Genomic DNA, 23,923 nt, shown 5'->3' with positions numbered 1-23,923 from the left:
TAAGGTGATCTACCATGAACATCAACAAGCAAACCTTCTCGTTTAGCAGAACGCTGGTTTCCATGGCCGTAGTGGCGGCCTGCGCCCCGGCATTTGCACAGGCTGACGCGGCCGAACTGACCACGCCGGACAGCACTGTCAGCGTGGGTGCCGGCATCATCAACGGCGGCAAGCGGGATGCCTCCTTGATGGGGCAGTACAACGGGCGGCGCAATGAAGAGGCGGTGCTGCAACTCGATATCGACAGCACCAAGCGCGACGATGCCAGCGGTGTCGTCATGATCATCAAGGGGCGCGATCTGGGGCTGGAAAGCCGCGAGCTCAGCTTTGCACGCGAGAAGCAGGGCGACTGGAAGTATTCGCTGGACTATTACGAACTGGTTCGGCGCGACCCCAGAACCCTCAATACCGGCCTCACCGGCCTCGGTACCACCGTCAATAATGTGGTCCCCCTGGCGGCCGGCACCACAGTGGGCAGCGTGGGCAAGCCAGGCACGGGTGCAGACCAGGACTTCAAGCTCCAGCGCATTGGCTTGGGTCTGGCAGGCGAGAAGTGGATCAGTTCCAACCTGCAGTTCGAGGTGAGCTTCAAGAACGAAGACAAGAAGGGCGACCGCGCCATCAGCCGGGGCTATGACTGCGCAGCCTATGTGTGCGGTGGCCCCTCCAATGCAGCCATTACCCAGAGCGCGACGAATCAAAAATACGCCTTGCTGCTGCTGGACGAGCCGGTCAACTCCACCACCAAACAGTTGGAGATCAAGCTCAACTACGCCGGCCAGGGCTACAACCTCAGCACTGGCTATTACGGTTCCTTCTACAACAATGCCAACGGCAGCCTGCGGGCAGTGGTGCCCAACCTGCTGTACAACCCTTCCGGGAATCTGGGCACGCTGTTTCCCGCAGTGCCCAGCACCGTCATAGCCGGTGGCGGAACCAGCCTGCAAAATGTGTTGCAGTTGCCCATGGCATTGGCCCCGGACAACGAAGCCCACCAGTTCTATCTGTCGGGCAACGCCAAACTGGCGCCCAGCACGAACATCAACTTTCGCTACGCATATACCCACGCCACGCAAACCGAAGACTTTGCCAGCATGGGCCTGCTCGGTGCCCCCGCCGGGGTGAGCAACCTGGGGGGCGTGGTGGACACCAATCTGCTGCAGATTGGTATCACCTCGCGTCCTCTGCCAAAGCTGTCCCTTCTGGCCAACGTGCGCTATGAGGACAAGGACGACCACACCCCAGAGGCGCTGTACAACGTCGAGGGTGGCGAGATCTTGCCCACAACCACGCCCCGTACCTATGTGAACCGGTCCTGGTTCAACTACCGCGCCTCCTCCACCAAGCTGACAGGCAAGCTCGAGGCCTCTTACCAGTTGCCCGCGGATCTGCGCGGAACAGTGGGTCTTGACTACACCAGCTACGACCGTCCGGTGCCCGTGTCCATCACGGAAGAGGAACTGGCTGGTTTGGGTGCCGTGCGCGCCAAGAACGAAGAGAACGGTTACCGGCTGGAGCTGCGCCGCTCGGTGTCGGAAACCTTTACCGGCGCAATTGGATATTCCAATTCCAAACGCACGGGGTCCGACTGGACAAGCCTGAGCAACAGCGCTGCGTTCGTCAATGCCGGACTGGGCTATGGCAAGACGGCTCCGGCAAGCCAGTTCATCGCCTTGAACGCGACGAATGCCTTCCCCATGAACATGGCTGATATTGACCGTGAGAAGGTCAAGCTCTCCGCCAATTGGACGCCAACGGACGCTTTGGAAGTGCAGTTCTATGCGGAAAACGGCACCGATAAAAATTCAACCGCTGCCAGCGCGGTTGCAGGTGGCAAGGGGTGGCGCGAAACCGGTTCATCGATCTACAGCATTGATGCCCAGTACGCCCTGAGCGAGGCCTGGAAGCTGACCGGCTACCTGTCCCAGGGTGTGCAGGACCTGAAGGTCAACCACAGCACGGGCTATCTGGCCGACATCAAGTCCAACAGTGACGCCTTGGGTCTGGGTGTGGTGGGGTCTCCCACCGGTCGACTGGAGGTAGGCGCCAATGTGGAGTATCTGAACGACACAACCAAGTACGGTATTGCCGCCTCCCCAACCAACACGGGCGCAGCAGCCAGCGCGGCCAACCTGCAACAGGCAGCAGTCGGCCTGCCCGATGTGGTCTACCAGACCACCACACTGAGCCTGTTTGCCAAGTACACGCTGGACAAGAAGTCTTCCATCAAGGCGGTCCTGGTCAGCCAGCAAGCCAAGCTCAACGAGTGGAGTTACGGCTACAACGGCGTGCCCTTCGTCTACTCTGACGGCACCACCGTCAGCCTGAAGCAGGACCAGACGACCAACTTCTTCGGTGTTGCCTACATCATGAAGTTCTAGGCGAATCGGGCAATCCGGTGGGCGGGTTTCAAACCCCGTTTGCCGTATTCACAGGGGAAGCGGGCAGGAATGCCTGACTTCCCTTTTTTACGGCAGCGCCACAAACCGGGTCACCACCGTGCCCGCGTCCGTATCTATTACCCGATACCGCATCCTGTCCGTATCCATTTGCGTGGCGGTGCTGGAGCTGCCATCGAGTGCCAGCGGGATGCCGTAGCGCTGTCCCTCCGTGCTGTAGTCCAGGCCAAAGTGTTGGTGGCCAAACAGCAGGATGTCCACGCGGTCGCGTATGCATTGCATCAGGCTGTAAGCGTCTTTCAGGCGGCGAAAGCGGCGCGTGTTCCAGCCCACCAGGTGCGACAGAAAACCCTTGTCACCCACGTCGGCTCTCACGGCAAAGGCGTCAAAGAACGGGTGGTGGTGCAGGTACAGCAGCACCTTGCGCTGGCGCACGTCAGGCCGGTCCAGGAGCGTGTTGAGTGCACGGATCTGTGCTGCGCCCAGAAAGCCCTCGGCCGCCCAGCGCTGCCACCAGGACATCTCTGCGGCGTTGGAATCGAGCCCGATCAGGGCGCAGTCTGGCGTCAGCGTCAGCACCGGGTACTGCTTGGGTTGTGTGCCAAACAGGTAGCTGCTGAAATGGTCGCTAAAGGCCTGTGCACAGTGCGGGTCCACATGCCTGGCATCACCACAGTCGTGGTTGCCCGGGCACAGCAGCATGCGCCAGCCCTTGGCCACCATGGGGTCCAGCAGGGCGCGGCTTTGCTGCATGGCGTCCAGGCTTCCCGTGTCATTGAGGTCGCCGGTGTGGATGATCAGGGAATCGGTCGGTGCGCCCAGGCTGGCAATGTCATCCAGCAGGGCTTGCAGGCGCTGCGCGTTGTTGTCCCGCCCGACGTGGGTGTCGCTCAGGTGGATGATCTTCATGCCACCATGTCCCGGCCGGTGCCGCGGCGTATGGCCATGGCCACCAGCGCGTCTGCGGGCTCGGGCCGCGCGAAGCTGTAGCCTTGGCCGATGTCGCATCCGCGCGAGCACAGCCAGTCGGCGGTGGCCGTGTTTTCAATGCCCTCGGCCACCACCAGGAGTTGCAGGTTGTGGGCCAGCTCAATCGTGGACGACACGATGGCCTGGTCGCCCTGGTTGTTCAGAAGATTGCGCACAAAGGACTGATCGATCTTGAGCTCGTCAATCGGCAGGTTCTTCATGTATGACAGCGATGAATAGCCGGTGCCAAAGTCATCAATCGAGAGCTTGAAGCCGCAGTCATGCATGCGGCCAATGACCTCCATGGCCCGCTCGGGCGAGGCCATGAAGCAGCTCTCGGTGATTTCCAGGTTGACGTATTGGGCGTGCAGGCCGGTCTTGGCCAGGCCGGCTTGCAGCACCCCCATGAGCGCCGGGTCCAGCAGGTTCAGGGCCGAGAGGTTGATGGACACGTGCAGGTCCAGGCCCTGGCGGCGCCAGGCGGCACAGTCGCGCATACATTCGTCCACCAGCCAGTTGGTGAGCTGGCGAATCAGGCCAGACTCTTCGGCTACCGGTATAAAAACACTGGGGGGGATCATGCCGCTGTCAGGGTCCATCCAACGCGTGAGCGCCTCGGCGCCCAGCACGCGGCCGGTGCGCAGGTCAATCTGGGGCTGGTAGTGCACGCGCAGGTGCTGCTTGATCAAGGCCTCGCGCAGCTTGCCGAACAGCAGGTGGTGGCGCACAAAGACCTGCTCCTGCTCGGCGTCATACACATTCCAGGGCTGGCCGCTCTTGCGGGCCTGCAACATGGCCTGCTCGGCCTTGTCCAGCAGCCGTTGCGGGCTGTCGGCATGTAAGGGAAAGATTGCCAGGCCCAATGTGAATTCGATGTACAGGGTGTAGCCCTGTTCACGCACGGAAAACTGCCGCTCGTCCACAAACTGTTGCAGCACCCTGGGTGCCAAGGCGGTCTCACTGAGTCGGTAGACAATCACAAACTCATCCCGCCCGGTGCGCGCCAGGGTTCCGTTGCCCTTGGCCAGCAGTTCCAGGTGTTCGGCAATGTGGCGCACCAGTTTGTCGCTGCCCTCGTTGCCCAGCACATTGCACAGTTCAAAAAAGCGTTCCAGGTGCAGATTGCAGACCAGCAGGCCGCGCGCTTCCTGCGCAGCGGCCTGCATTTCGTCCTTGAGCAGGTCCAGCAGCAGCACCTTGTTGGGCAGGCTGGTCAATGTGTCATGGGTGGCCAGAAATTGCAGTTGCTCCAGCAGCGCTTTGGAGTGGGCGGTCTTCTCTTCCACTCGCTGCTGCAGCTGCTCTTCAAAGCGGGTGCGCAACTGGTTGAAGGCAGCTGCCGTCAGGGTATAGAAACACAGGGCCAGCACGAAGTGGATGGCAAACTCGCGGGAATAGGGATAGGCAAAGGACAGTTGTGGGGCCACCCATCCCAGGTAGACCGCGGTGGCAGCAATAAAGCCCAGGCTATACCACCAGCCGCGCCGCTGACCGGCCAGGAAGAAGGCAACAAAGGGCGCGGTAAATACCCACAGCACGCCCGTGCCGGATACACCACCAAACACAATCAGCGCACCCAGAATCACCACAGCGGCGATCAGCATCAAGGCTTCTGCAAGGGCCACCTGCTGGGGCTGGTTGCTCAGCCAAACGGCTGGCAACAGGCACAGCAATACCGCGCCCAGTTCCACCAGGCCCAGCGCCAACATGCCTTTGGTCAGGAGGTTGAACAGGGCAAAAGAGGCGCCGACGACCAGCGCTATCCAAGCGGTTGCGCCCACGTGGCGCACGCGCTCTTCCACGGCAATCTGGTCTTTGAGCCGCAGGCCCAGTATGTCGACCAGAAGCTTGGCCACACTCTGCATGCCGTGCTGCGTCCGGTGCCGCCAGTGCTTGGATGGCGTGCTACTGGAAGCTGACAAGTATTTCATGTCTGTCCCATTGTGGTTGCACACAAGCAGGCCGGCTGAATGGCAAATGCATGGAGTCTTGCGTCCTCACCCTGGCGCAGCGGGCCTTGGGGCCCGGTGCTTAGTATGGCACCGGGCATCCAATGGGCAAAGCGCTTTTTAGTGTGCGCCCGCAGCGGCGTCTGCCGAAGCCTGGCCGTTCTTTTTGGACGGGTGTGACAGCCAGATCAAGGGGATTAGCAGCATGAAAATAACCGACGATCCGTAGAACACGTCATTGGCCGCCAGCGTGAAAGCCTGCTGGTCAATCATGCGGTTGATTTGCGAGAGGGCCTGCGCACTGTCCATGCCTGCTGCTGCAAAGTTGGACAGGGTGCTGTTTGTCGCCACGCTGCCGCGGTTGATCAGCTCGGCCAACTGCGCATGGTGCAAGGCGGCACGGTCTTGCCAGAGGGTGATGGCCACCGACGTGCCAAACGAGCCGCCCACAATCCGCGCAAAGCTCGACAGCCCCGAGGCTGCAGCAATCTTGTCCGGCGCAATGCCACCCAGGGTGATGGAGGTCAGCGGAATAAAGAAGCAGGCCAGCGCAATGCCCTGGATGAGGGTGGGAACCATCAGCGTGCCAAAGTCGGCCTGGGTATTGAAGTTGGAGCGCATCCACAGCACCAGCGCAAACACGATGAAGGCGAAGGTGGTGATTGCGCGCGGATCAAACTTCTGGATGTTCTTGCCCACCAGTGGCGACAGGATGATGGCAAACAGGCCCACCGGTGCCATCAGCATGCCCGCCTGCGTGGAGGTGTAGCCCATGAACTGCTGCAGCCACAGGGGCAGCAGCACCAGGTTGCCCATGAACAGGCTGTAGGCCACCGTCATGGAGAGAGTGCCGGTCCAGAAGTTGCGCACCTTGAGCATGCGCAGATCCACCACCGGGTGTTCATCCGTGAGCTCCCATGCGATGAAGAAAGCAAAGCCGATGGCCGACACGCTGGCCAGCACGATGACTTCGGGCGAGTGGAACCAGTCCAGCTCCTTGCCCTTGTCGAGCATGATTTGCAGCGTGCTGACGGCCACCACCAGCAAGGCCAGGCCCACGCTGTCAATGGGCAGCTTGCGGATCTGCGTTTCGCGCTTGTGGAGCAGCGCCCAGGCCGCAGCGGCTGCGGCAATGCCCACCGGGATATTGATGAAAAAGATCCAGCCCCAGTGCATGTGGTCGGTAATCCAGCCGCCCAGCAAAGGCCCCATCACGGGTGCCACCAGCGTGGTCATGGCCCAGAGCGCCATGGCCATGCCGGCGAGTGCGGGTGGATAGCTGGAAAGCAGCAGGGTCTGGGCCAGCGGCATCATGGGCCCGGCCACAAAGCCTTGCAGCGCGCGCATGGCAATCAGCACATTCATGTTGGGCGCCAGGCCGCACAGCCAGGAGGAAATCACAAACAGCAGCACACTGGCCACGAACAGGCGCACCTGACCGAAGCGTTGCGACAGCCAGCCGGTAAGCGGCAGGGCAATCGCATTGGCCACACCAAAGCTGGTGATGACCCAGGTGCCCTGGTTGGGGCTGACGCCCAGGTCACCGGCAATGGCCGGCAGCGACACATTGGCGATGGACGAATCCAGCACATTCATGAAGGTGGCCGCCGAGAGCGCAATCGTGGCCCACATGCGGGCCGAGCCTTGCAGCGGCGGGTGGGGGGAGTAGGCGGGAGCAGTTGCCATGGATGGTCAAGCGTTGCGCAAAGCGCGGCTTACTTGCTGCCCTTGCCGGCGTTGGCCAGGATGATCTTGTGCGCAGCGTCCGCAGCGCCCTTGTCCATATCGGCGTAGACCTGTGTCTGCACGGCTGATGTGGGGTGGGGCGCCTCCGACAAGGACTTGCCACTCTGGTCGCTGATGTCCACCGAGGCTTCCATGGACAGGCCCACGCGCAGCGGGTTGCTTACCAGTTGCTGAGCATCCAGCGCAATGCGCACCGGCACACGCTGCACCACCTTGATCCAGTTGCCGGTGGCGTTCTGTGCGGGCAGCAGGGCAAAAGCGGCACCTGTGCCGGCACCCATACCCACCACGGTGCCCTTGTATTCCAGGCGCGTGCCGTACACGTCAGCGGTGAGCTTGACGGGTTGGCCCAAGCGGATGTTGCGCAACTGCACTTCCTTGAAATTGGCATCCACCCACAACTGGTTCAACGGAATCAGCGACATCAGCGGCGCACCAGCGGCTACGCGCTGGCCCAGTTGCACGGTGCGTTTGGCCACGTAGCCGTCCACGGGCGCGGGCAGGGCGGCGCGGTGCACAGCCAGGTAGGCTTCACGCAGCTTGGCAGAGGCTGCCAGCACACTGGGGTGCGACTCGATGCGTGTTCCTTCGGTCAGGGTCTGGTTGCTGTTCAGTTGCTCACGCGCGGCGGTCACACCGGCCTGGGCGGCAGTCAGCGCGTTTTGCGCCAGGTTGACTTGGGACTGGGCGTGGCCCAGCTCTTCCTTGGATACGGCACCATTGCCCACCAGCGCCTGGCGGCGGTTCAGGTCATCGGTGGCGCGGGCCAGGTCGGTGCGGGCACGGGTGATGTCGGACTCGCGCACGGCGATCTGCGCGCCCAGGGTGCTGTTGTTGGCATACAGGGCGCGCACCTGGCGCACGGCCTGGGCTAGGTTGGCCTCGGCCTGGTCCAGGGCCACTTTGGCGTCGGCCGGGTCGAGTTGTACCAGGGCCTGGCCGGCTTTCACAAAGTCGGTGTCGTCGGCAAAGATGGCGGTCACGGTGCCGCCCACCTGCGGCGTGATCTGCACCACATTGCCTTGCACGTAAGCGTTGTCGGTGGCTTCCTCCTGGCGGCCGATGTACCACTCATAGCCACCATAGGCCAGGCCCAGCAGGACGACCAGGGCCACGCCTTTGAGGGCCTTGGCGCGCTTGGAGTTGGGGGCTGCGGGCTGGGTTGTTGCGGCTAGAGGGGCGGCAGAGGTATTGGCTTCAGTCATGGTGTTCTTCGCTTCGAATGGGGTGTGTATGGGGGTTGTTCTTGGTGTGTGCTGGGTGTCGCCGCAGGGTGCTTACTGCGCAGCGGCGGCAGGCAGGTCACCGCCGATGGCGTGCAGGATTTGCACCTGCGCATCCAGCGCGCGGGCGGCCAGGTCCACGCGCTGGCGACGCTGGGCCAACAAAGGGGCTTCGGCGCTGAGCACGTTCAGGTAGTTCGACAATCCGGCCTTGTAGCGTTGCTGGGCAATGGCATAGGCGCTCTCGGTCGCACTTTGCGCTGTGGCCTGCTCGGCCTGTTGGCGGCGCACGGCCTGCGCCGAGGTGATGCGGTCGGCCACCTCATGCACAGCGTCCAGCACCTGGGCGTTGTAGCTCTCAATGGCGGCATCCAGATCGGCCGTCTTGCCGCGCAAGTTGGCACGCAGGCGACCACCTTCAAAGAGGGGCAGGCGAATGGCCGGGCCCACGCCCCATTGCTCGCTGTCGCTTTTAAGCAGCTTGTCAAAGCCGATGCTGGAAAAACCCGCGAAGGCCACGAGGTTGATGTTCGGATAGAACTGCGCTTTGGAAGCGGCCACGTCCTTGAGGGCGGCTTCCACGCGCCAGCGGGCGGCAGCAATATCAGAGCGCCGCCCCAGCAAATCCAGCGGCATGGACTGGGCCACGCTGACACCGGAGACAGTGTCCAGCGCGGGCAGCTCAAGCTTCAGCGCCGAGACGGGCTGGGCCGTGAGGGCCGCCAGTGCGTTGAGCGTCAAGGCTTTTTGCTCGTTGAGCATTTCGATTTGCAGCCGGGCGTCGGGCAGGGCGCTGGCGGACTGCTGAAGTTCCAGTTGGGTATCCAGGCCGTTGCTGACGCGGTCACGCACCAGGCCTTGGGTCTGCTCGCGCAGGGCCAGGGTTCGCTGGGCCAGTTCAAGCTGCGCTTGCAGGCGCACCAACTGGAAGTAGCTGCGGCTCACATTGGCTGCCAGGAGGCCGCGCGCTGCACGGGTATCGGCTTGGGTGGCACGTATCTGGCCGATGCTGGCGTCCAGCGCGGCCTGGTTCTTGCCAAAGAAGTCCAGTTCCCAACTGGCTGTGGCCTGCAGGGTGCCGCTGTCGCGCACCGAGCCGCCAAAGGGCGCCGGGTAGATGCTGTTGGCTGAATACAGCTGGCGTGTCAGGTCCAGCGCGCCATTCACTTGGGGGCCATCCACGGCAGCCACGGTGCTGCTATTGGCCAGCGCGCGGCTCAGGCGGGCCTGCGCAACCTTCAGGCCCGGGTTGCTTTGCAGGGCCGTCTGCACCAGGGCGTTGAGCTGTGCATCGCCAAAGCCCAGCCACCAGTCGCTGTCGGTGGCCGTGCGCTCGGCGTCTTGCGTGGCATTCAGGTTTTTCAGGCCCAGGCTGCTGGCATCCAGCGGCTTGGCGGTGGGGTCTATTCCGGAGAAGTTGGCACAGGCGGCCAGTGTGGCCAGTGCCAGGCTGCCCAGCACCAGGCGGGTGCCACGCAGTGTGGGGTGGGTGTTTTCAGGAAGCTGCATCGGGTTCTGCTTTGGGGGAAGTGGTGTCATGGGCCAGGTCGGCAATGGAGTGGGCGTTGTGCAATATGCGGCGCAGGTAGTCGCGCAGGGTTTGGAATTCTTCTTCGCTGAAGCCTGCCAAGTGGGCGTTTTGCACACCGCTCAGGGTTTCCGGGATTTCGCTGGCAGCCTGGGTGCCCGCGGGTGTGAGCTCCAGGTTCACCACGCGCCGGTCGGTCTCGGAGCGCACGCGCTTGCACAGGCCTTTGGCCTCCAGCCGGTCCAGCAAACGTGTCATCGCGCCTGCGTCCAGGCTGCATTCACGGGCCAGTTCGGCCACGGTGGAGGCCTGTCCAAAATGGATTTTGAACAGCGGCACCCATTGGGCGCTGGTGAGATCGGTATGTGCCAGTTGGCGTTCTACGTCTTGCGAGACCATGTTGATGATCTGCTTCATCAGGTAACCCACGCTGTCCTCTGGCCGGTAGTTTTCGGCCCGGTAGAAAACGTTTTGAGTTTTGGTTTCAGTCATGCATGGATTATTGCATGCTTAGGCAATCATTGCCTGAGCTAACAATGGCATGGCATTCATTTGCGAAGGGTATTTGAAGACTGGCTACCTTTGCGGTACTGGTTTTGAGCTCAGGTTTGCGCAAAAATCGTTAGCAGATCCAACCGATAGCGAAAAGCCGCCTATGCAGTTCAGTGACCGAGACAGTCAACTCCCGTCAGGCAAGGAATCGCCTTTATCATCCCTCGTCGCAGGCCAGCAGCGGCTGCGAAGTCCAGTTCACCAAGTGGTCGATGCCTGTATGGATGATTGGAACGCGGTGCACGAATCAAAGGGGTCGTTTGCTGATGAACACAGCACCCTGCAATAAAAAAGCCCCGTGAGGGGCTCTTTTTCGGAGTGCTCCAGGCTCACCACTCAAGGCGCGCCCCGGCATATGGGCCATATCACTTCAGAATGTCGCCAATGCACAGGTACTTGATTTCCACATAGTCATCCATACCGAAGTGCGAACCCTCACGGCCCAGGCCGGACTGCTTGACGCCGCCGAAGGGCACGTGCTCGGTGGCCAGAATGCCCACGTTGATGCCCACCATGCCGTATTCCAGCGCCTCACCCACGCGGTGGATGCGGCCGATGTCGCGGCTGTAGAAATAGCTGGCGAGACCAAACTCGGTGTTGTTGGCCGCATCAATGGCTTCCTGCTCGGTCTTGAATTTGAAGACCGGTGCAAAGGGGCCAAAGGTTTCCTCCTTGGCGCACAGCATGTCGGCGGTGGCGCCAGACACCACGGTGGGCTCGAAGAACTGGCCGGTCAGCGCGTGGCCACCAGTTTCCACCTTGCCGCCCTTGGCCACGGCATCGGCCACATGGCGTTTCACTTTTTCAATGGCCGCGTCTTCAATCAGCGGGCCCTGCATCACCCCGTCTTCAAAGCCGTTGCCCACCTTCATGGCTTTGACCTTGGCAGTGAACTTGGCCACGAACTGCTCGTAAACGCCTTCCTGCACATAGAAGCGGTTGGCGCAGACGCAGGTCTGGCCGGCGTTGCGGTACTTGCTGGCCAGGGCGCCTTCCACGGCGGAGTCGATGTCGGCATCGTCAAACACGATGAAGGGGGCGTTACCGCCCAGCTCCAGCGAGAGTTTTTTCACCGTGTCAGCACACTGCTTGATCAGGATGCGGCCCACTTCGGTGGAGCCGGTAAAGCTCAGGTGGCGCACCACGTCGCTGGCGCAGATGACCTTGCCCACGGCAATGCTCTGTTCACTGTCTGCGGTGATCATGTTCAGGACACCGGCGGGGATGCCGGCGCGCATGGCCAATTCGGCCGCAGCCAGGGCGGTGAGCGGCGTGAGTTCAGCGGGCTTGATGATGACGGTGCAACCAGCGGCCAGGGCGGGTGCCACCTTGCGGGTGATCATGGCCAGTGGAAAATTCCAGGGGGTAATTGCGGCGCACACGCCGATGGGCTGCTTGATCACCATCAGGCGGCGGTTGTTGTCGAACTGGGGCAGGGTCTCGCCATTGACGCGCTTGGCTTCCTCGGCAAACCACTCTACGAAGCTTGCGCCATAGGCCACTTCGCCCTTGGCCTCGCCAAAGGGCTTGCCCTGCTCGGCGGTCATGATGCGCCCCAGGTCTTCCTGGTTGGCCATCAAGAGGTCAAACCATTTGCGCAGGATGATGCTGCGCTCCTTGGCGGTCTTGGCTTTCCAGGCCGGCCAGGCAGCGTTGGCGGCGGCAATGGCCTGTTCGGTCTCGGCCGGGCCCAGGTTGGCCACATCCACCAGTTTGCGTCCATTGGACGGGTCGAGCACATCAAAACGCGAGGCACCGGCCACCCACTGGCCGTTGATCAGCGCATCGGTCTTGAGCAGGCTGGGGTCTTTGAGCAGGGCGAGGGGGGAGGTTTTCATGTCCATGGTGTGTCTTCCGAAATTGGGCCCAAGGCCCGTTGGCATATCTGCAAAGCGCTAAGGGTAACGGCTTTTGGTGCATCGCACCGCACCGCATGGAGCGAACGGTAAAGGGCCACTTGCGGCGGGTGTGCTCAAGCCAGCAGCTGGCCCGCATGCGGCATCAACGTTGCGCCAAGGGCTTTAGTGCTTGACCATGATGTGACGCGCGCAGCTGTAGTCTTCCAGCGCGTAGACCGACATGTCCTTGCCGTAGCCCGAGGCCTTCATGCCGCCGTGCGGCATTTCCGACACCAGCATGAAGTGGGTGTTGACCCAGGTGCAGCCGTATTGCAGGCGCGAGGCAATCTGCATGGCCAGGCCCACGTCCTTGGTCCAGACCGAGCTGGCCAGGCCGTATTCGGAGTCGTTGGCGTAGGCCACGGCCTGTTCGGCATCCTTGATGCGGGTGACAGACACCACCGGGCCAAACACCTCGCTGCGCACGATTTCATCGTCCTGCAGCGCACCGGCCACCACCGTGGGCTTGTAGAAAAAGCCCTTGTTACCGGGGTTGCCCGCGCTGCCACCGGCGGTGATTTCCACATGCGCGAGCTGGCTGGCGCGGTCCACAAAGCTGGCCACGCGGTCGCGCTGGCGGGCAGAGATAAGCGGGCCCATCTCGACTCCGGCTTCCTGCTGGGTGCCGGTGCGTATGCCCGATACCGCGCTGCTCAGGTCGGCCACCAGGCGTTCGTAAATTTTTTCGCCGGCATAGATGCGGCAGGCCGCCGTGCAGTCCTGGCCGGCGTTGTAGTAGCCAAAGGTGCGCACGCCTTCCACCACGCTGGCAATGTCTGCGTCGTCGAGCACGATGACCGGGGCCTTGCCGCCCAGCTCCATGTGGGTGCGCTTGATGCCGCGCGCGGCTGCCTCCATGATTTTGCTGCCCGTGGACACATCGCCTGTGAGCGATGCCATGCGGATGCGCGGTTCGCGGATCAGCGGCGCGCCTACCGTGTCGCCCCTGCCGCATACGATGTTGACCACACCGGGCGGCAGGATGCCCGCCAGCAACTCGCCCATGCGCAGGCTGGTCAGCGGCGTCATCTCCGAGGGTTTGAGCACCACGGTGTTGCCCATGGCAATGGCCGGGCCCAGCTTCCAGGCGGCCATCATCAGCGGGTAGTTCCATGGCGCAATGGACGCCACCACGCCCAGCGGGTCGCGCCGGATCATGCTGGTGTGGCCAGAGAGGTATTCCCCCGCCAGCGGGCCGCCCATGTTGCGGATGGCACCGGCAAAAAAGCGGTACACATCGGCAATGGCCGGGATCTCGTCATTGCGCGCAGCCGCCAGGGGCTTGCCGCAGTTGAGCGACTCCAGCATGGCGAACTCGTCGCCGTGGGCCTCAATGGCATCGGCAATTTTCAGCAGGTAGCCGCTGCGGTCCTTGGAGGTGAGCGCAGCCCAGGCCGGGAAGGCGGCGCTGGCTGCATCTACCGCCTGGCGCAACTGGTCGGCACTGGCTTCGCGCACCTCGCACAGGAGCTCACCGGTAGAAGGGTTGAGGATGGGTTCCGCGCGGCCTTCGCCGGCCACGGTGGCACCGTTGATGAGCAAATGGGTGGGAAAGCGTGGAGTGGCCATGGTGTGGGGGTGGTTGGTGTGAATGAAGTGAATCGGTGTGCGCGTCAGCGTCCGCCCGGGTTGGCATCGCCATCGCGGGTCAGGCGCCAGGCCAGCAGAATCAGCGGCGCGGTGAGCAGCATGACGATGAGCGCCACCACGTTGGTAATGGCGGCGTCGCGCGGGCGGCCCAATTGGTTGAGCAGCCAGATGGGCAGGGTCTTGTCTGCTCCGGCAGTAAAGGTGGTGACGATGAGCTCATCCACCGACAGCGCAAAGGCCAGAATGCCGCCCGCCAGCAGGGCCGTGCCCAGCTGCGGCAGGATGATGTGGCGCAAGGTGGTGAGCGTGTCGGCGCCCAGGTCCATGGAGGCTTCCCATAGCCGGTCCGGCAGGCGGCGCAGCCGCGCCACCACGTTGTTGTGCACGATGACCACGCAGAACGTGGCGTGGCCTATGGCAATGGTCCAGAAGCCCGGCGTCACCTCCATCAGCCGGAAGGCCGACAGCAGCGCAATGCCGGTGACGATGCCGGGCAGGGCAATGGGCATGATCAGCAGCGTGGTGAAGGCGTTCTTGCCGAAGAAGCGGTCGCGGTTCAGAGCAGCGGCGGTCAGCGTGCCCAGCAGCATGGCGATCAGCGTGGCCACCGTGGCCACCGAGAGCGAGAGCGCAATGGCGTCTCGGATGTCGCTGCGCTCCAGCGCCAGGCGCACCCAGCGCAGGGTCAGCCCGGCCACGGGAAAGGAGTCACCAGCACGGGTGTCGTTAAAGGCCTGCAGGGCAATAAAGGCCAGCGGCAGGTGCAAGAATGCCAAGCCGGCGTAGGCCGCCAGGCGCAGTGCGCTGCTGCCGCTGGGCAGCCAGGCCCTGCCGCGTTGCAGATGCCGCGCTGGGGCTTTGCAGGGCTGGCTAAAGTGCATTGAAGGCTCCCAGGCGGCGTGCCATGGACAGGTAAATAGTGATCAACACAATCGGCACGCAGGTAAAGGCGGCAGCCAGCGGCAGGTTGCCAATCGTGCCCTGCAGCGTGTAGACCATGTTGCCAATGAACAGGCCCGAGGGGCCGATCAGCTGGGGAATGATGTAGTCACCCAGGGTGAGCGAAAAGGTGAAGATGGAACCCGCCACCACGCCCGGAAAGGCCAGCGGCCACAGTACGGTGCGAAAGGTCTGCCAGGGCCGGGCCCCCAGGTCGCTGGAGGCCAGCAGCAGGTTGCTGGGCACGCGCTCAATGGCGGCCTGAATGGGCAACACCATGAAGGGCAGCCAGATGTAGGTAAACACCAGAAAGCGCCCCAGGTTGGAGGTGGCCAGGGTGTCGCCGCCCAGCACCGGTATGCGCAGCACGGCTTCGAGCAGGCCCAGCAGCCCGGCCTGGGTGAACAGCCAATAAATGGCGCCGCCTTGCGCCAGCAGCACCGTCCAGGCATAGGCCTTGACGATGTAGCTGGCCCACATGGGCAGCATGATGCTGACAAAGAAAAAGCCTTTTTCGCGCGGCCCGGCATGGTGCGCCATGTAGTACGCCATGGGAAAGCCAATCGCCACCGCGCCCAGGGTCACTGCCACGGCCATGCCCAGGGTGCGCAGCACGATGTCGTAGTTGGCCGGCACCAACAGGCTACGGAAGTTTTCCAGCGTGAACTCGGTGGTGACCGACATGGCCATCTCGTCAAAGCGGAACACGCTTTGGCTCAGGAGCGTGAGCAGCGAGCCCACATAGACCACGCCAAACCAGAGCAGCGGGGGCGTCAGCATCAGCAGCAGGGTGAGCGTGCGGCGCTGGTACAGCACGTCGGCGATGTGCTGGCGCAAGCCGCTGCGTTGCAGCGCAGGCAAGGGGGCCAGCTCAGGCATCGAGATTCACCATGTGCCGCTCGGCCCAGTGCAGGGCGACACGTTGGCCGGGTTGCGCGGACTGGCCGGGCTGCGTATTGGGGTGCTCGGTGGCACCAGCGAACCCGTTGTCGGCTTGCAGCGCGGTCAGTGTCTGCTCGCCCACTTGGACTTCCAGGCGCAGCGCAGCACCCAAAAACTGCACCGCCAACAGCTCACCTTCCACCTGCACATGGCCTACGGGAGGCTGTGTGCCTGCCGGTGACGCCACCATATTCTCCTGGCGCACGGCAAAGGCCTGGCGCTTGCCGCACAGCGTGTGCGCCAGCTCGGCATCAAACACGTTGGAGCTGCCCACAAAGCCGGCCACAAAGCGGGTGCGCGGGCGCTGGTACAACTCGCGTGGCGAGGCAATTTGTTCGATGCGGCCATGGTTGAAAACGGCAATGCGGTCGGACATGGACAGGGCCTCGCCCTGGTCATGCGTCACATAGACAAAGGTGATACCCAGCTTGCGGTGCAAGACTTTGAGCTCCACCTGCATTTGTTCGCGTAATTTAAGGTCCAGCGCACCCAGGGGTTCGTCCAGCAGCAGCACGCGGGGCCGGTTCACCAGGGCGCGGGCCAGGGCCACGCGCTGGCGCTGGCCGCCCGACAGCTGCGCCGGTGTGCGCCCGCCGTGGTCGGGCAGGGACACCATGGCCAGCGCCTCCAGGGCCAGCGCGTGGCGCTGGGCCCGGTCCATCTTGCGAACCATCAGGCCGTAGGCCACGTTGTCCAGCACGCTCATGTGCGGAAACAGCGCGTAGTCCTGGAACACGGTGTTCACATCCCGCGCATAGGGCGGCGTGCCAGCGGCCTCGCGCCCCATGAGTTGCAGGCTGCCACTGCTGGGCTGCTCAAAGCCGGCCATCAGGCGCAGCGAGGTGGTCTTGCCCGAACCCGATGGCCCCAGCATGGAGAAGAACTCGCCTTCCTCCACCTGGAAACTCACCTGGTCCAGCGCTTTTACCGACCCGTAATGCCGGGAGACGTTCCTGAATTCAATGGCTACCGGCATACGTTCTCACATGTTTTTCTTGTTGGGATGTTGCGCCGCCGGGCCGCCCCAAGGCGCAACGCGGCCCCCCTGGGGGGCAGGGCGCCACACGCAGTGGGCAACCGTGGGGGCCTTAACGACCGCCCTGGATGGCGATGTAGTCCAGCGCCCACTTGGAGTAGGGAACGCAGTTGCTTTGCGTGGTGCACTTGGACTCGGGTGTCTTCCAGAACTTGATCTTGGTGAAGTCGTTAAAGCCGTTGTCCTTGCAGAAGTTGCTGCCGCCGGGTGCCTTGGCCTTGCAGGCCGCTGGTGTCACCGGGTTGGTGCCAAACCACTCGGCCAGAGGTGCCTGCAGCTTGTCGCCCAAGGAATGCTCCATCCACTGGTAGGCGCAGTTCACGTTCTTGGCGCTGGTGTGCAGCATGGTGGTGTCGGCCCAGCCAGTGGCACCTTCCTTCGGGATGGTGGAGGCAATGGGCTTTTTCTCGCCCTTGAGGGTGTTGACCATATAGCCCCAGGAGCCCGATGCCACCACGCCTTCGGCCTTGAAGTCGTTGATCTGCACCGTGGCGTCATGCCAGTAGCGGTGGGTCAGGGCCTTCTGGCCGCGCAGCAGTTCCAGCACGGCGGCGTACTGCTTGTCGTTGAGCTCATACGGGTCCTTGATGCCCAGCTCGGGCTTCTTGCTCATCAGGTAGAGCGCAGCGTCAGCTATGTAGATGGCGCCGTCATAGGCCTGCACACGGCCCTTGTTGGACTTGCCATCGGGCAGCTTCTGCTCTTCAAACACCACGCTCCAGGAGTCAGGTGCTTTCTTGAACACGCTGGTGTTGTACATCAGCACATTGGGGCCCCACTGGTAGGGCGTGCCATAGTGCTTGCCGTCCACCGTGTGCCAGGAGGCGTTTTGCAAGCGGCTGTCCAGGTTCTTCCAGGAGGGGATGAGGGCGGGGTTGATCTCCTGCACCAGCTTGGAGGCCACCAGGCGCAGGCTGGCATCGCCCGAGGCGGTCACCAGGTCGTAGCCACCGGCCTTCATAAGCGACACCATCTCGTCGGAGGTGGCCGCCGTCTTCACATTGACCTTGCAACCCGAGGCCTTCTCAAAGCCGGTGACCCAGTCGTAAGCCTTGTCGGTCTCGCCGCGCTCCACATAACCGGCCCAGGCAATGATGTTGAGCTGGCCCTCGCCCTTGCCAACAGCGGCAGGTGGGGCGGCCAGGGCGCAGGCCGAGGCCGCGAGGCCCAGCATTCCATAGACCAGTGAGCGGGTGTGCAACATGAATTTCTCCAGGAAGGGGTTTGAAACAGGGCAGGGCGACAGGCCAGTGGCCAGCCTGCGTTTGATCTTATGAAGGCTCGCTCGAAGAAACCATAGCGGTGGCCCAATACAATCTATAGGCAAAACAGATAGCTCGCACCAAATGCAGGAAAATTAGTGGTTAACCCTGTGCCTCTGGATGGTGCGTGCCCCAATAGCAACCCTGTGCGCGCAGTCCTGCTGAGGGAATTTTGAATATGAGCACCTCTTTCAAGAGCATTCGGTATTTCATAGCGGTGGCCGAAGCGGGCTCGATTTCGGCTGCCATCCATGAGCTCGGGGTGTCGCAGTCGGTGGTATCGCAGGCCATTGCGCAGATTGAGGCCGATCTGGGTACCCTGCTGTTTGAGCGCCGGGCCCGGGGCATGGCGCTCACCCATGCGGGCCACCAATTTTTGCGCCACGCCCACCAGATCGAAGTGGCCATGCGCAACGCCCGCGATGCACTGGCCTCGCGCCCGCACACCGTCACCGGCCACCTCAATATTGGCGTGACCAGCCTGATGGTGGGCTACTACCTGCCGTTTTTGCTGGACCGGTTCCGCCGCGTGTTTCCACGCATCACAGTGCAGATCACCGAAGACCGGCGCGACTACCTGGAGCATCTGCTGGTCAGCGGTGAGCTCGATGTGGCGCTGATTGTGGTGTCCCAGTTGCAGAACCACCGGGCGCTGGAGACCGAGACCATTCTGCGTTCGGGCTGGCGCGTGTGGCTGCCGGTCAACCACCGGTTGGTGGAGGAGACCAGCATCGATTCGGCCGACCTGGCCCAGCAGTCCCTGGTGCTGTTGCAGGTGGATGAACTGGGCGACGCCGCCACCGCGCTGTGGAACACCGGCGGGGCCGACCCCAATGTGCTGATTCGCACCTCGTCGGTGGAGGCGGTGCGCAGCCTGGTGGCCACGGGTGCTGGCTGTTCGGTGTTGCCCGACATGCTGTACCGGCCCTGGTCGTTGGAGGGGGACCGCATCGAAGCCCGCTCGCTGGCCAAGCCGCTGGCCGCACTCGACGTGGGCCTGGCCTGGCGCAAGGGCGCAGCGCAGCCCGAGTCCCTGCGCAATTTCCTGACCGCGGTGCGGCCCACGCTGGACGGGCATGGCCTGGCCGCTGCCTCGCACGGCGCGCGATAATACGCGGCTAATCTTTTTGAACCCGTCCCTTGGAAGCCCAGATATGACCCAGCCCGTAATGAGTGTTGCCGACATCCGCAAGACCTTCCTCGACTTCTTTGCCTCCAAGGGCCACACCGTGGTGGCATCGAGCCCGCTGGTGCCCGGCAACGACCCCACGCTGATGTTCACCAACTCCGGCATGGTGCAGTTCAAGGACGTCTTTCTGGGCACCGACAAGCGCTCCTATGTGCGCGCCGCCTCGGTGCAAGCCTGCCTGCGCGCCGGCGGCAAGCACAACGACCTGGAAAACGTGGGCTACACCGCGCGCCACCACACCTTCTTCGAGATGATGGGCAACTGGAGCTTTTGCGATTACTTCAAGCGCGAATCGCTCAAGTGGGCATGGGAGCTGTTGACCGAGGTCTACAAGCTGCCCAAAGAGCGCCTGCTGGCCACCGTCTACGCTGAAGACGACGAAGCCTTTGACATCTGGACCAAGGAAATCGGTCTGCCGGCTGACCGTGTGATCCGCATTGGCGACAACAAGGGCGGGCGCTACAAGAGTGACAACTTCTGGATGATGGCCGACACCGGCCCTTGCGGCCCCTGCTCTGAAATCTTTTACGACCACGGCGACCACATCCCCGGCGGCCCTCCGGGCTCCCCCGATGAAGATGGCGACCGCTTCATTGAAATCTGGAACAACGTGTTCATGCAGTTCAACATGGACGAGACCGGTGCCGTGACCCCGCTGCCTGCCCCCTGCGTGGACACCGGCATGGGCCTGGAGCGCCTGGCCGCCATCCTGCAGCACGTGCACAGCAACTACGAGATCGACCTGTTTGACGCGCTGATCAAGGCCGCCTCGCGCGAGACCGGTGAAAAAGACCTGTCCAACAAATCCTTGCGTGTGATTGCCGACCACATCCGCGCCACCGCCTTTTTGGTGAGCGACGGCGTGATCCCCAGCAACGAAGGCCGCGGCTATGTGCAGCGCCGCATCGTGCGCCGCGCCATCCGCCACGGCTACAAGCTGGGCAAGAAGACACCGTTTTTCCACAAGCTCGTAGCCGATTTGGTGGCTGTGATGGGTGCGGCCTACCCGAGCCTGGCGGCGCAAGAGAAACGCATCACCGAAGTGCTGCGGGTGGAAGAAGAACGTTTCTTCGAGACCCTGGCCACGGGCATGGAAATTCTGGAAGAGGCGCTGAAAGACGGCGCCAAGGTGCTGCCGGGTGAGGTGGCCTTCAAGCTGCACGACACCTATGGCTTCCCGCTGGATCTGTCGGCCGACGTGTGCCGCGAAGCCGGTGTGGAAGTCGATTCGGCAGGCTTTGCCGCCGCCATGGAAGCACAAAAGGCCAAGGGCCGTGCGGCAGGCAAGTTCAAGATGGACAAGGCGCTGGACTACACCGGTGCGGGCAACACCTTTGTCGGCTACGACGAACTCAAAGCCACCGCCAAGGTGCTGGCCTTGTACGTGGACGGCACACCGGTAGCCGCACTCAAGGCGGGTCAGAGCGGCGTGGTGGTGTTGGATACCACCCCCTTCTACGCCGAGAGCGGCGGCCAGGTGGGCGACCAGGGCGTGATCACCAGCGGCTCGGCCCGCTTTGCGGTGGAAGACACCCAGAAAATCAAGTCCGATGTGTTCGGCCACCACGGCAGCCTATCAGAAGGCACGTTGGCCGTGGGCGACCATGTGGAGGCGCAGGTCAACACGGCAGTGCGCGCCGCCAGCATGCGTAACCACTCGGTCACCCACCTGATGCACAAGGCCTTGCGCCTGGTGCTGGGCGACCATGTGCAGCAAAAGGGCAGCCTGGTGGACGCGGAAAAAACGCGCTTTGACTTCACCCACAACGCCCCCATGACGGATGCACAAATCCGCGAGATCGAGGCCATCGTCAACACCGAGATCATCGCCAACGCACCCACCCGCGCGCGCCTGATGCCGATTGAAGACGCCAAGCAAACCGGCGCCATGATGCTGTTCGGCGAGAAGTACGGCGACATCGTGCGCGTGCTCGACATCGGCAGCACCACCGAGCTGTGCGGCGGCACCCACGTGCAGCGCACCGGCGACATCGGTTTCTTCTCTATCACCTCTGAAGGTGGTGTGGCCGCTGGTGTGCGCCGTGTGGAAGCGGTCACCGGCCTGGTGGCGCTGGACTATGTGCAGGGCATGGAAGCCACTTTGGGCGGCGTGGCCGGCACGCTGCGCGTGACCACCGGCGAAGTGCAGGGCCGTGTGTCATCCATGCTGACCCAGGTGCGTGAGCTGGAAAAAGAACTGGCTGCTGCCAAGGGCAAGCTGGCCTCGGCCCAGGGTGATGAGCTGCTGAACAGCGCCTTGTTGATCAATGGCGTCAAGGTGCTGGTGGCACGCTTGCCCGGTGCCGACACCAAGACCCTGCGCGACACCATGGACAAGCTCAAGGACAAGCTCAAGACTGCAGTCATCGTGCTGGCAACTGCTGAAGGCGACAAGGTGCAGATCGCAGCCGGCGTCACCACGGACACCACGGGCAAGGTCAAGGCCGGTGAACTGGCCAACTTTGTGGCTGCCCAGGTGGGCGGCAAAGGCGGCGGCAAGCCCGACATGGCGATGGCCGGTGGAACAGAGCCGGCCAAGCTGGGCGAGGCGCTGGACAGCGTGGTGGCCTGGGTGACAGCCAAGCTCTGATTGCCCTCGGGGCTGTTTCGCAAATAGCGGGGCCTTCTGGCCCCGTTTGCGTTTCTGCCAGGCCGGCTGACTCTCAGGCTCTTAGTGGAAACCGCAGCTCCGCCAACAAGCCGCAACCCTCGCGGTTGCTCAGCACCAGGCTGCCGCCATGCATGCGGGCGATGTCATGGGCCGTGGCCAGCCCCAGCCCCACACCACCGGTATGGCGGTTGCGGGAAGCTTCCACGCGGTAGAAGGGCAGCAGCACCTGGCTGAGTTCGGCTTCGGGAATGCCAGGGCCGTTGTCGGTGATACGGATACACACGGTGTCTGCTTCCCGGCTGAGCGACAGCTCCGCACTGCCACCGTAGCGCACGGCGTTATCCACCAGGTTGGCAATGCAGCGGCGAAGGGCTGACAGCTGGGCCCGCAAGGGCAAGGGAGCCATCCCATTGGCGGCCCCCTGCAGGTTGACAGCAAAGCCGCAGTCCTGGTTGTCATGCACCTGGCTTTGTAGCAGCGACACCAGGTCCAGCTCCACCCAGGGCTCCGGGTCGGCGGCGCCGCGCAGGTAGTCCAGAGTGACGCGGATCATGCTGTCCATCTCGGTGATGTCCCGGCCAAAGCGCTGGCGTTCGGCATCGCTTTGCAGTGACTGCGTGCGCAGCTTCAGGCGGGTCAGCGGGGTGCGCAGGTCGTGCGATACCGCTGCGACAAATTGGTCTCGCTCGGCCAATTGCGCGCGGATGTGCTGTTGCAACTGGTTGATCACATGGGTGGCTTCACGGCACTCGCGCGTGCCTTGCTCGGCAATCGGCGCGCGGTGGATGTTTTGGGCCAGATCGCGCGTGGATTCGGCCAGCTGGCGTATGGGAGCTGCCAGCCAGCGCGCCCCCACCCAGGCCGCCAACAGCACAGCGCTCAGGCGCACGGCAATGTCCATCAACATGCCTTCCAGCGGTGGACCATGCGGGCCGGGCGGCATACCTGCGTGGTGCGGCAGCTGCGTGGGCGGTGGGCCCATGTGCCGGAACTCGAACATCAGGGACAGGGCCAGCACATGGCTGGCCAGGGCAACGGCCACCAGCAGCAGCGCCAGTCGGCCAAAGAGGCTGTCCGGCACACAGCGCGCCAATGCTGCACCCAGCCGCTGCATGGGCAAGGCAGGATGGGGGTGCGTGGCTGTAAGGCTCATACGCGCCACGCTGCCCGGGCCTGCACCGATTGCACATTGAACATATAGCCTGCACCGCGCACGGTCTTGATCATGGACGACTCGTCCGAGTCCATCGCCAGTTTTTGCCGCAGGCGTGACACCAGCAAGTCAATGCTGCGCTCAAAGGCATCCATGGCGCGGCCGCGGGCCTGCTCCATGAGCTGGTCGCGGCTGAACAGGCGTCTGGGCGTTTGCAAAAAAGTGTTGAGCAGGCGGAACTCGGCGTTGGACAGTGCCACCACCAGGCCGGTGGGCGACACCACCGTGCGGTCCGTGCGGTGCAACTCCCAGCCGTCAAAGCACACCACGTCGCTGGCAGCAATGCCACCGTCCTCGTCGCGCGCGCCGCGGGAGCGTCGCAGCACCGACTGGATGCGGGCCACCAGTTCACGCGGCTCAAAGGGTTTGCTCATGTAGTCGTCGGCGCCGTTTTCCAATCCCAGTATGCGGTCCAGGGTCGAGGTGCGGGCAGTGAGCATGATGACCGGAATGCAGGAGTGCGCGCGGATCTCGCGCGCCAGGGTCAGGCCATCCGTGCCCGGCAGCATCACGTCCAGCACCACCAGATCCACCGTGTGGCATTGCAGCTGGGCGCGCATGGCGGGGCCGTCGCACGCGCAGTGCACCTCGTAGTTGAAGCTCTGCAGGTAGGCGCCCAACAACTCGGTGATTTCGATGTCGTCGTCGACGAGAAGGATGGATGTTTTGGCAGACATGGCGGTCCCGGTTACACCGGCCAGTTTAGAAACTGCAGCGCTGCCTTAAGCGCTGAAATGGCAGGTTTTTGTCGGGCTGCTCGTGGCCTATCAGAGCGCTTTGTATCGGGCTTGGTACACAGTGGAAAAGAGCGGCTTACACAGGAGCAGAACAATAGACCTGTCGCTCGAAGTTGCATGCCAAAAGGGTGACGCTTTCA

17 protein-coding genes are annotated in these 23,923 nt (G+C 63.0%); 3 read left to right on the top strand and 14 right to left on the bottom strand.

The annotated features are described in order from the left end of the window. Window positions 1-14 precede the first annotated feature (14 nt). The gene (locus tag DIC66_RS03385; protein WP_117173981.1) at window positions 15-2,381 is read left to right on the top strand and encodes an MtrB/PioB family decaheme-associated outer membrane protein; all 2,367 of its coding nucleotides are present in this window, start codon (window positions 15-17) and stop codon (window positions 2,379-2,381) included. A gap of 87 nt (window positions 2,382-2,468) precedes the next feature. On the opposite strand, the gene DIC66_RS03380 is transcribed toward DIC66_RS03385, so the two are convergent. The 12 genes from DIC66_RS03380 to DIC66_RS03325 all read right to left on the bottom strand — a co-directional run bounded on the left by DIC66_RS03380 (window position 2,469) and on the right by DIC66_RS03325 (window position 17,975). Beyond that, window positions 2,469-3,308 (bottom strand): metallophosphoesterase family protein, encoded by an 840-nt coding sequence (locus tag DIC66_RS03380; protein WP_158558828.1) that lies wholly within the window; start codon window positions 3,306-3,308, stop codon window positions 2,469-2,471. After that, window positions 3,305-5,299 (bottom strand): putative bifunctional diguanylate cyclase/phosphodiesterase, encoded by a 1,995-nt coding sequence (locus tag DIC66_RS03375; RefSeq protein ID WP_117173977.1) that lies wholly within the window; start codon window positions 5,297-5,299, stop codon window positions 3,305-3,307. The genes DIC66_RS03380 and DIC66_RS03375 overlap by 4 nt, the downstream gene beginning before the upstream one ends. A gap of 138 nt (window positions 5,300-5,437) precedes the next feature. Next, complete coding sequence (locus DIC66_RS03370) at window positions 5,438-7,003, bottom strand: DHA2 family efflux MFS transporter permease subunit (protein WP_117173975.1); 1,566 nt, start codon at window positions 7,001-7,003, stop codon at window positions 5,438-5,440. Window positions 7,004-7,032: 29 nt separating this feature from the next. Beyond that, window positions 7,033-8,268, bottom strand: coding sequence for an HlyD/EmrA/EmrK family protein (locus tag DIC66_RS03365; protein ID WP_117173973.1), 1,236 nt, complete (start codon window positions 8,266-8,268; stop codon window positions 7,033-7,035). A gap of 72 nt (window positions 8,269-8,340) precedes the next feature. Then, the gene (locus DIC66_RS03360; protein WP_117173972.1) at window positions 8,341-9,795 is read right to left on the bottom strand and encodes an efflux transporter outer membrane subunit; all 1,455 of its coding nucleotides are present in this window, start codon (window positions 9,793-9,795) and stop codon (window positions 8,341-8,343) included. Next, on the bottom strand, window positions 9,782-10,306 hold the full coding sequence (locus tag DIC66_RS03355) for a MarR family winged helix-turn-helix transcriptional regulator (RefSeq protein ID WP_117173970.1): 525 nt from the start codon (window positions 10,304-10,306) through the stop codon (window positions 9,782-9,784). Before DIC66_RS03355 ends, DIC66_RS03360 begins: the two co-directional genes overlap by 14 nt. A gap of 425 nt (window positions 10,307-10,731) precedes the next feature. Continuing rightward, window positions 10,732-12,210, bottom strand: coding sequence for an NAD-dependent succinate-semialdehyde dehydrogenase (locus DIC66_RS03350; protein WP_117173968.1), 1,479 nt, complete (start codon window positions 12,208-12,210; stop codon window positions 10,732-10,734). A gap of 177 nt (window positions 12,211-12,387) precedes the next feature. Further along, complete coding sequence (locus DIC66_RS03345) at window positions 12,388-13,806, bottom strand: gamma-aminobutyraldehyde dehydrogenase (protein ID WP_233505769.1); 1,419 nt, start codon at window positions 13,804-13,806, stop codon at window positions 12,388-12,390. A gap of 71 nt (window positions 13,807-13,877) precedes the next feature. Beyond that, window positions 13,878-14,735 (bottom strand): ABC transporter permease, encoded by an 858-nt coding sequence (locus DIC66_RS03340; protein ID WP_117173964.1) that lies wholly within the window; start codon window positions 14,733-14,735, stop codon window positions 13,878-13,880. Continuing rightward, the gene (locus DIC66_RS03335) at window positions 14,725-15,672 is read right to left on the bottom strand and encodes an ABC transporter permease (RefSeq protein WP_117173962.1); all 948 of its coding nucleotides are present in this window, start codon (window positions 15,670-15,672) and stop codon (window positions 14,725-14,727) included. Before DIC66_RS03335 ends, DIC66_RS03340 begins: the two co-directional genes overlap by 11 nt. Beyond that, window positions 15,665-16,711 carry an ABC transporter ATP-binding protein gene (locus DIC66_RS03330; RefSeq protein ID WP_117173960.1) on the bottom strand — a complete coding sequence of 349 codons (1,047 nt, stop codon included), beginning with the start codon at window positions 16,709-16,711 and terminating at the stop codon, window positions 15,665-15,667. The genes DIC66_RS03335 and DIC66_RS03330 overlap by 8 nt, the downstream gene beginning before the upstream one ends. A gap of 112 nt (window positions 16,712-16,823) precedes the next feature. Continuing rightward, entirely contained in the window at window positions 16,824-17,975 is a 1,152-nt protein-coding gene (locus tag DIC66_RS03325) for an ABC transporter substrate-binding protein (protein ID WP_117173958.1), read from the bottom strand. A gap of 236 nt (window positions 17,976-18,211) precedes the next feature. On the opposite strand from DIC66_RS03325, the gene DIC66_RS03320 reads away from it, so the two are divergent. Together DIC66_RS03320 and alaS are read left to right on the top strand one after the other, a co-directional pair. After that, a complete protein-coding gene (locus DIC66_RS03320) occupies window positions 18,212-19,144 on the top strand; it encodes a LysR substrate-binding domain-containing protein (protein WP_117173956.1) in 933 nt (310 codons plus the stop codon). 43 nt (window positions 19,145-19,187) lie between these two features. After that, window positions 19,188-21,812: an alanine--tRNA ligase gene (alaS, locus tag DIC66_RS03315; protein ID WP_117173955.1), complete on the top strand. Its 2,625-nt coding sequence runs from the start codon at window positions 19,188-19,190 to the stop codon at window positions 21,810-21,812. A 73-nt stretch (window positions 21,813-21,885) separates the two neighbouring features. Here the strand turns inward: alaS and DIC66_RS03310 are convergent, their stop codons facing one another. Both DIC66_RS03310 and DIC66_RS03305 read right to left on the bottom strand, forming a co-directional pair. After that, a complete protein-coding gene (locus DIC66_RS03310) occupies window positions 21,886-22,986 on the bottom strand; it encodes an ATP-binding protein (RefSeq protein ID WP_117173953.1) in 1,101 nt (366 codons plus the stop codon). After that, entirely contained in the window at window positions 22,983-23,723 is a 741-nt protein-coding gene (locus DIC66_RS03305) for a response regulator (protein WP_117173951.1), read from the bottom strand. Before DIC66_RS03305 ends, DIC66_RS03310 begins: the two co-directional genes overlap by 4 nt. Window positions 23,724-23,923 lie beyond the last annotated feature (200 nt).

Origin of the sequence: Rhodoferax lacus (assembly GCF_003415675.1) — a bacterium.
Classification (GTDB): Bacteria; Pseudomonadota; Gammaproteobacteria; order Burkholderiales; family Burkholderiaceae_C; genus Allorhodoferax; species Allorhodoferax lacus.
This window is presented reverse-complemented; position numbering and strand designations above follow the sequence as displayed.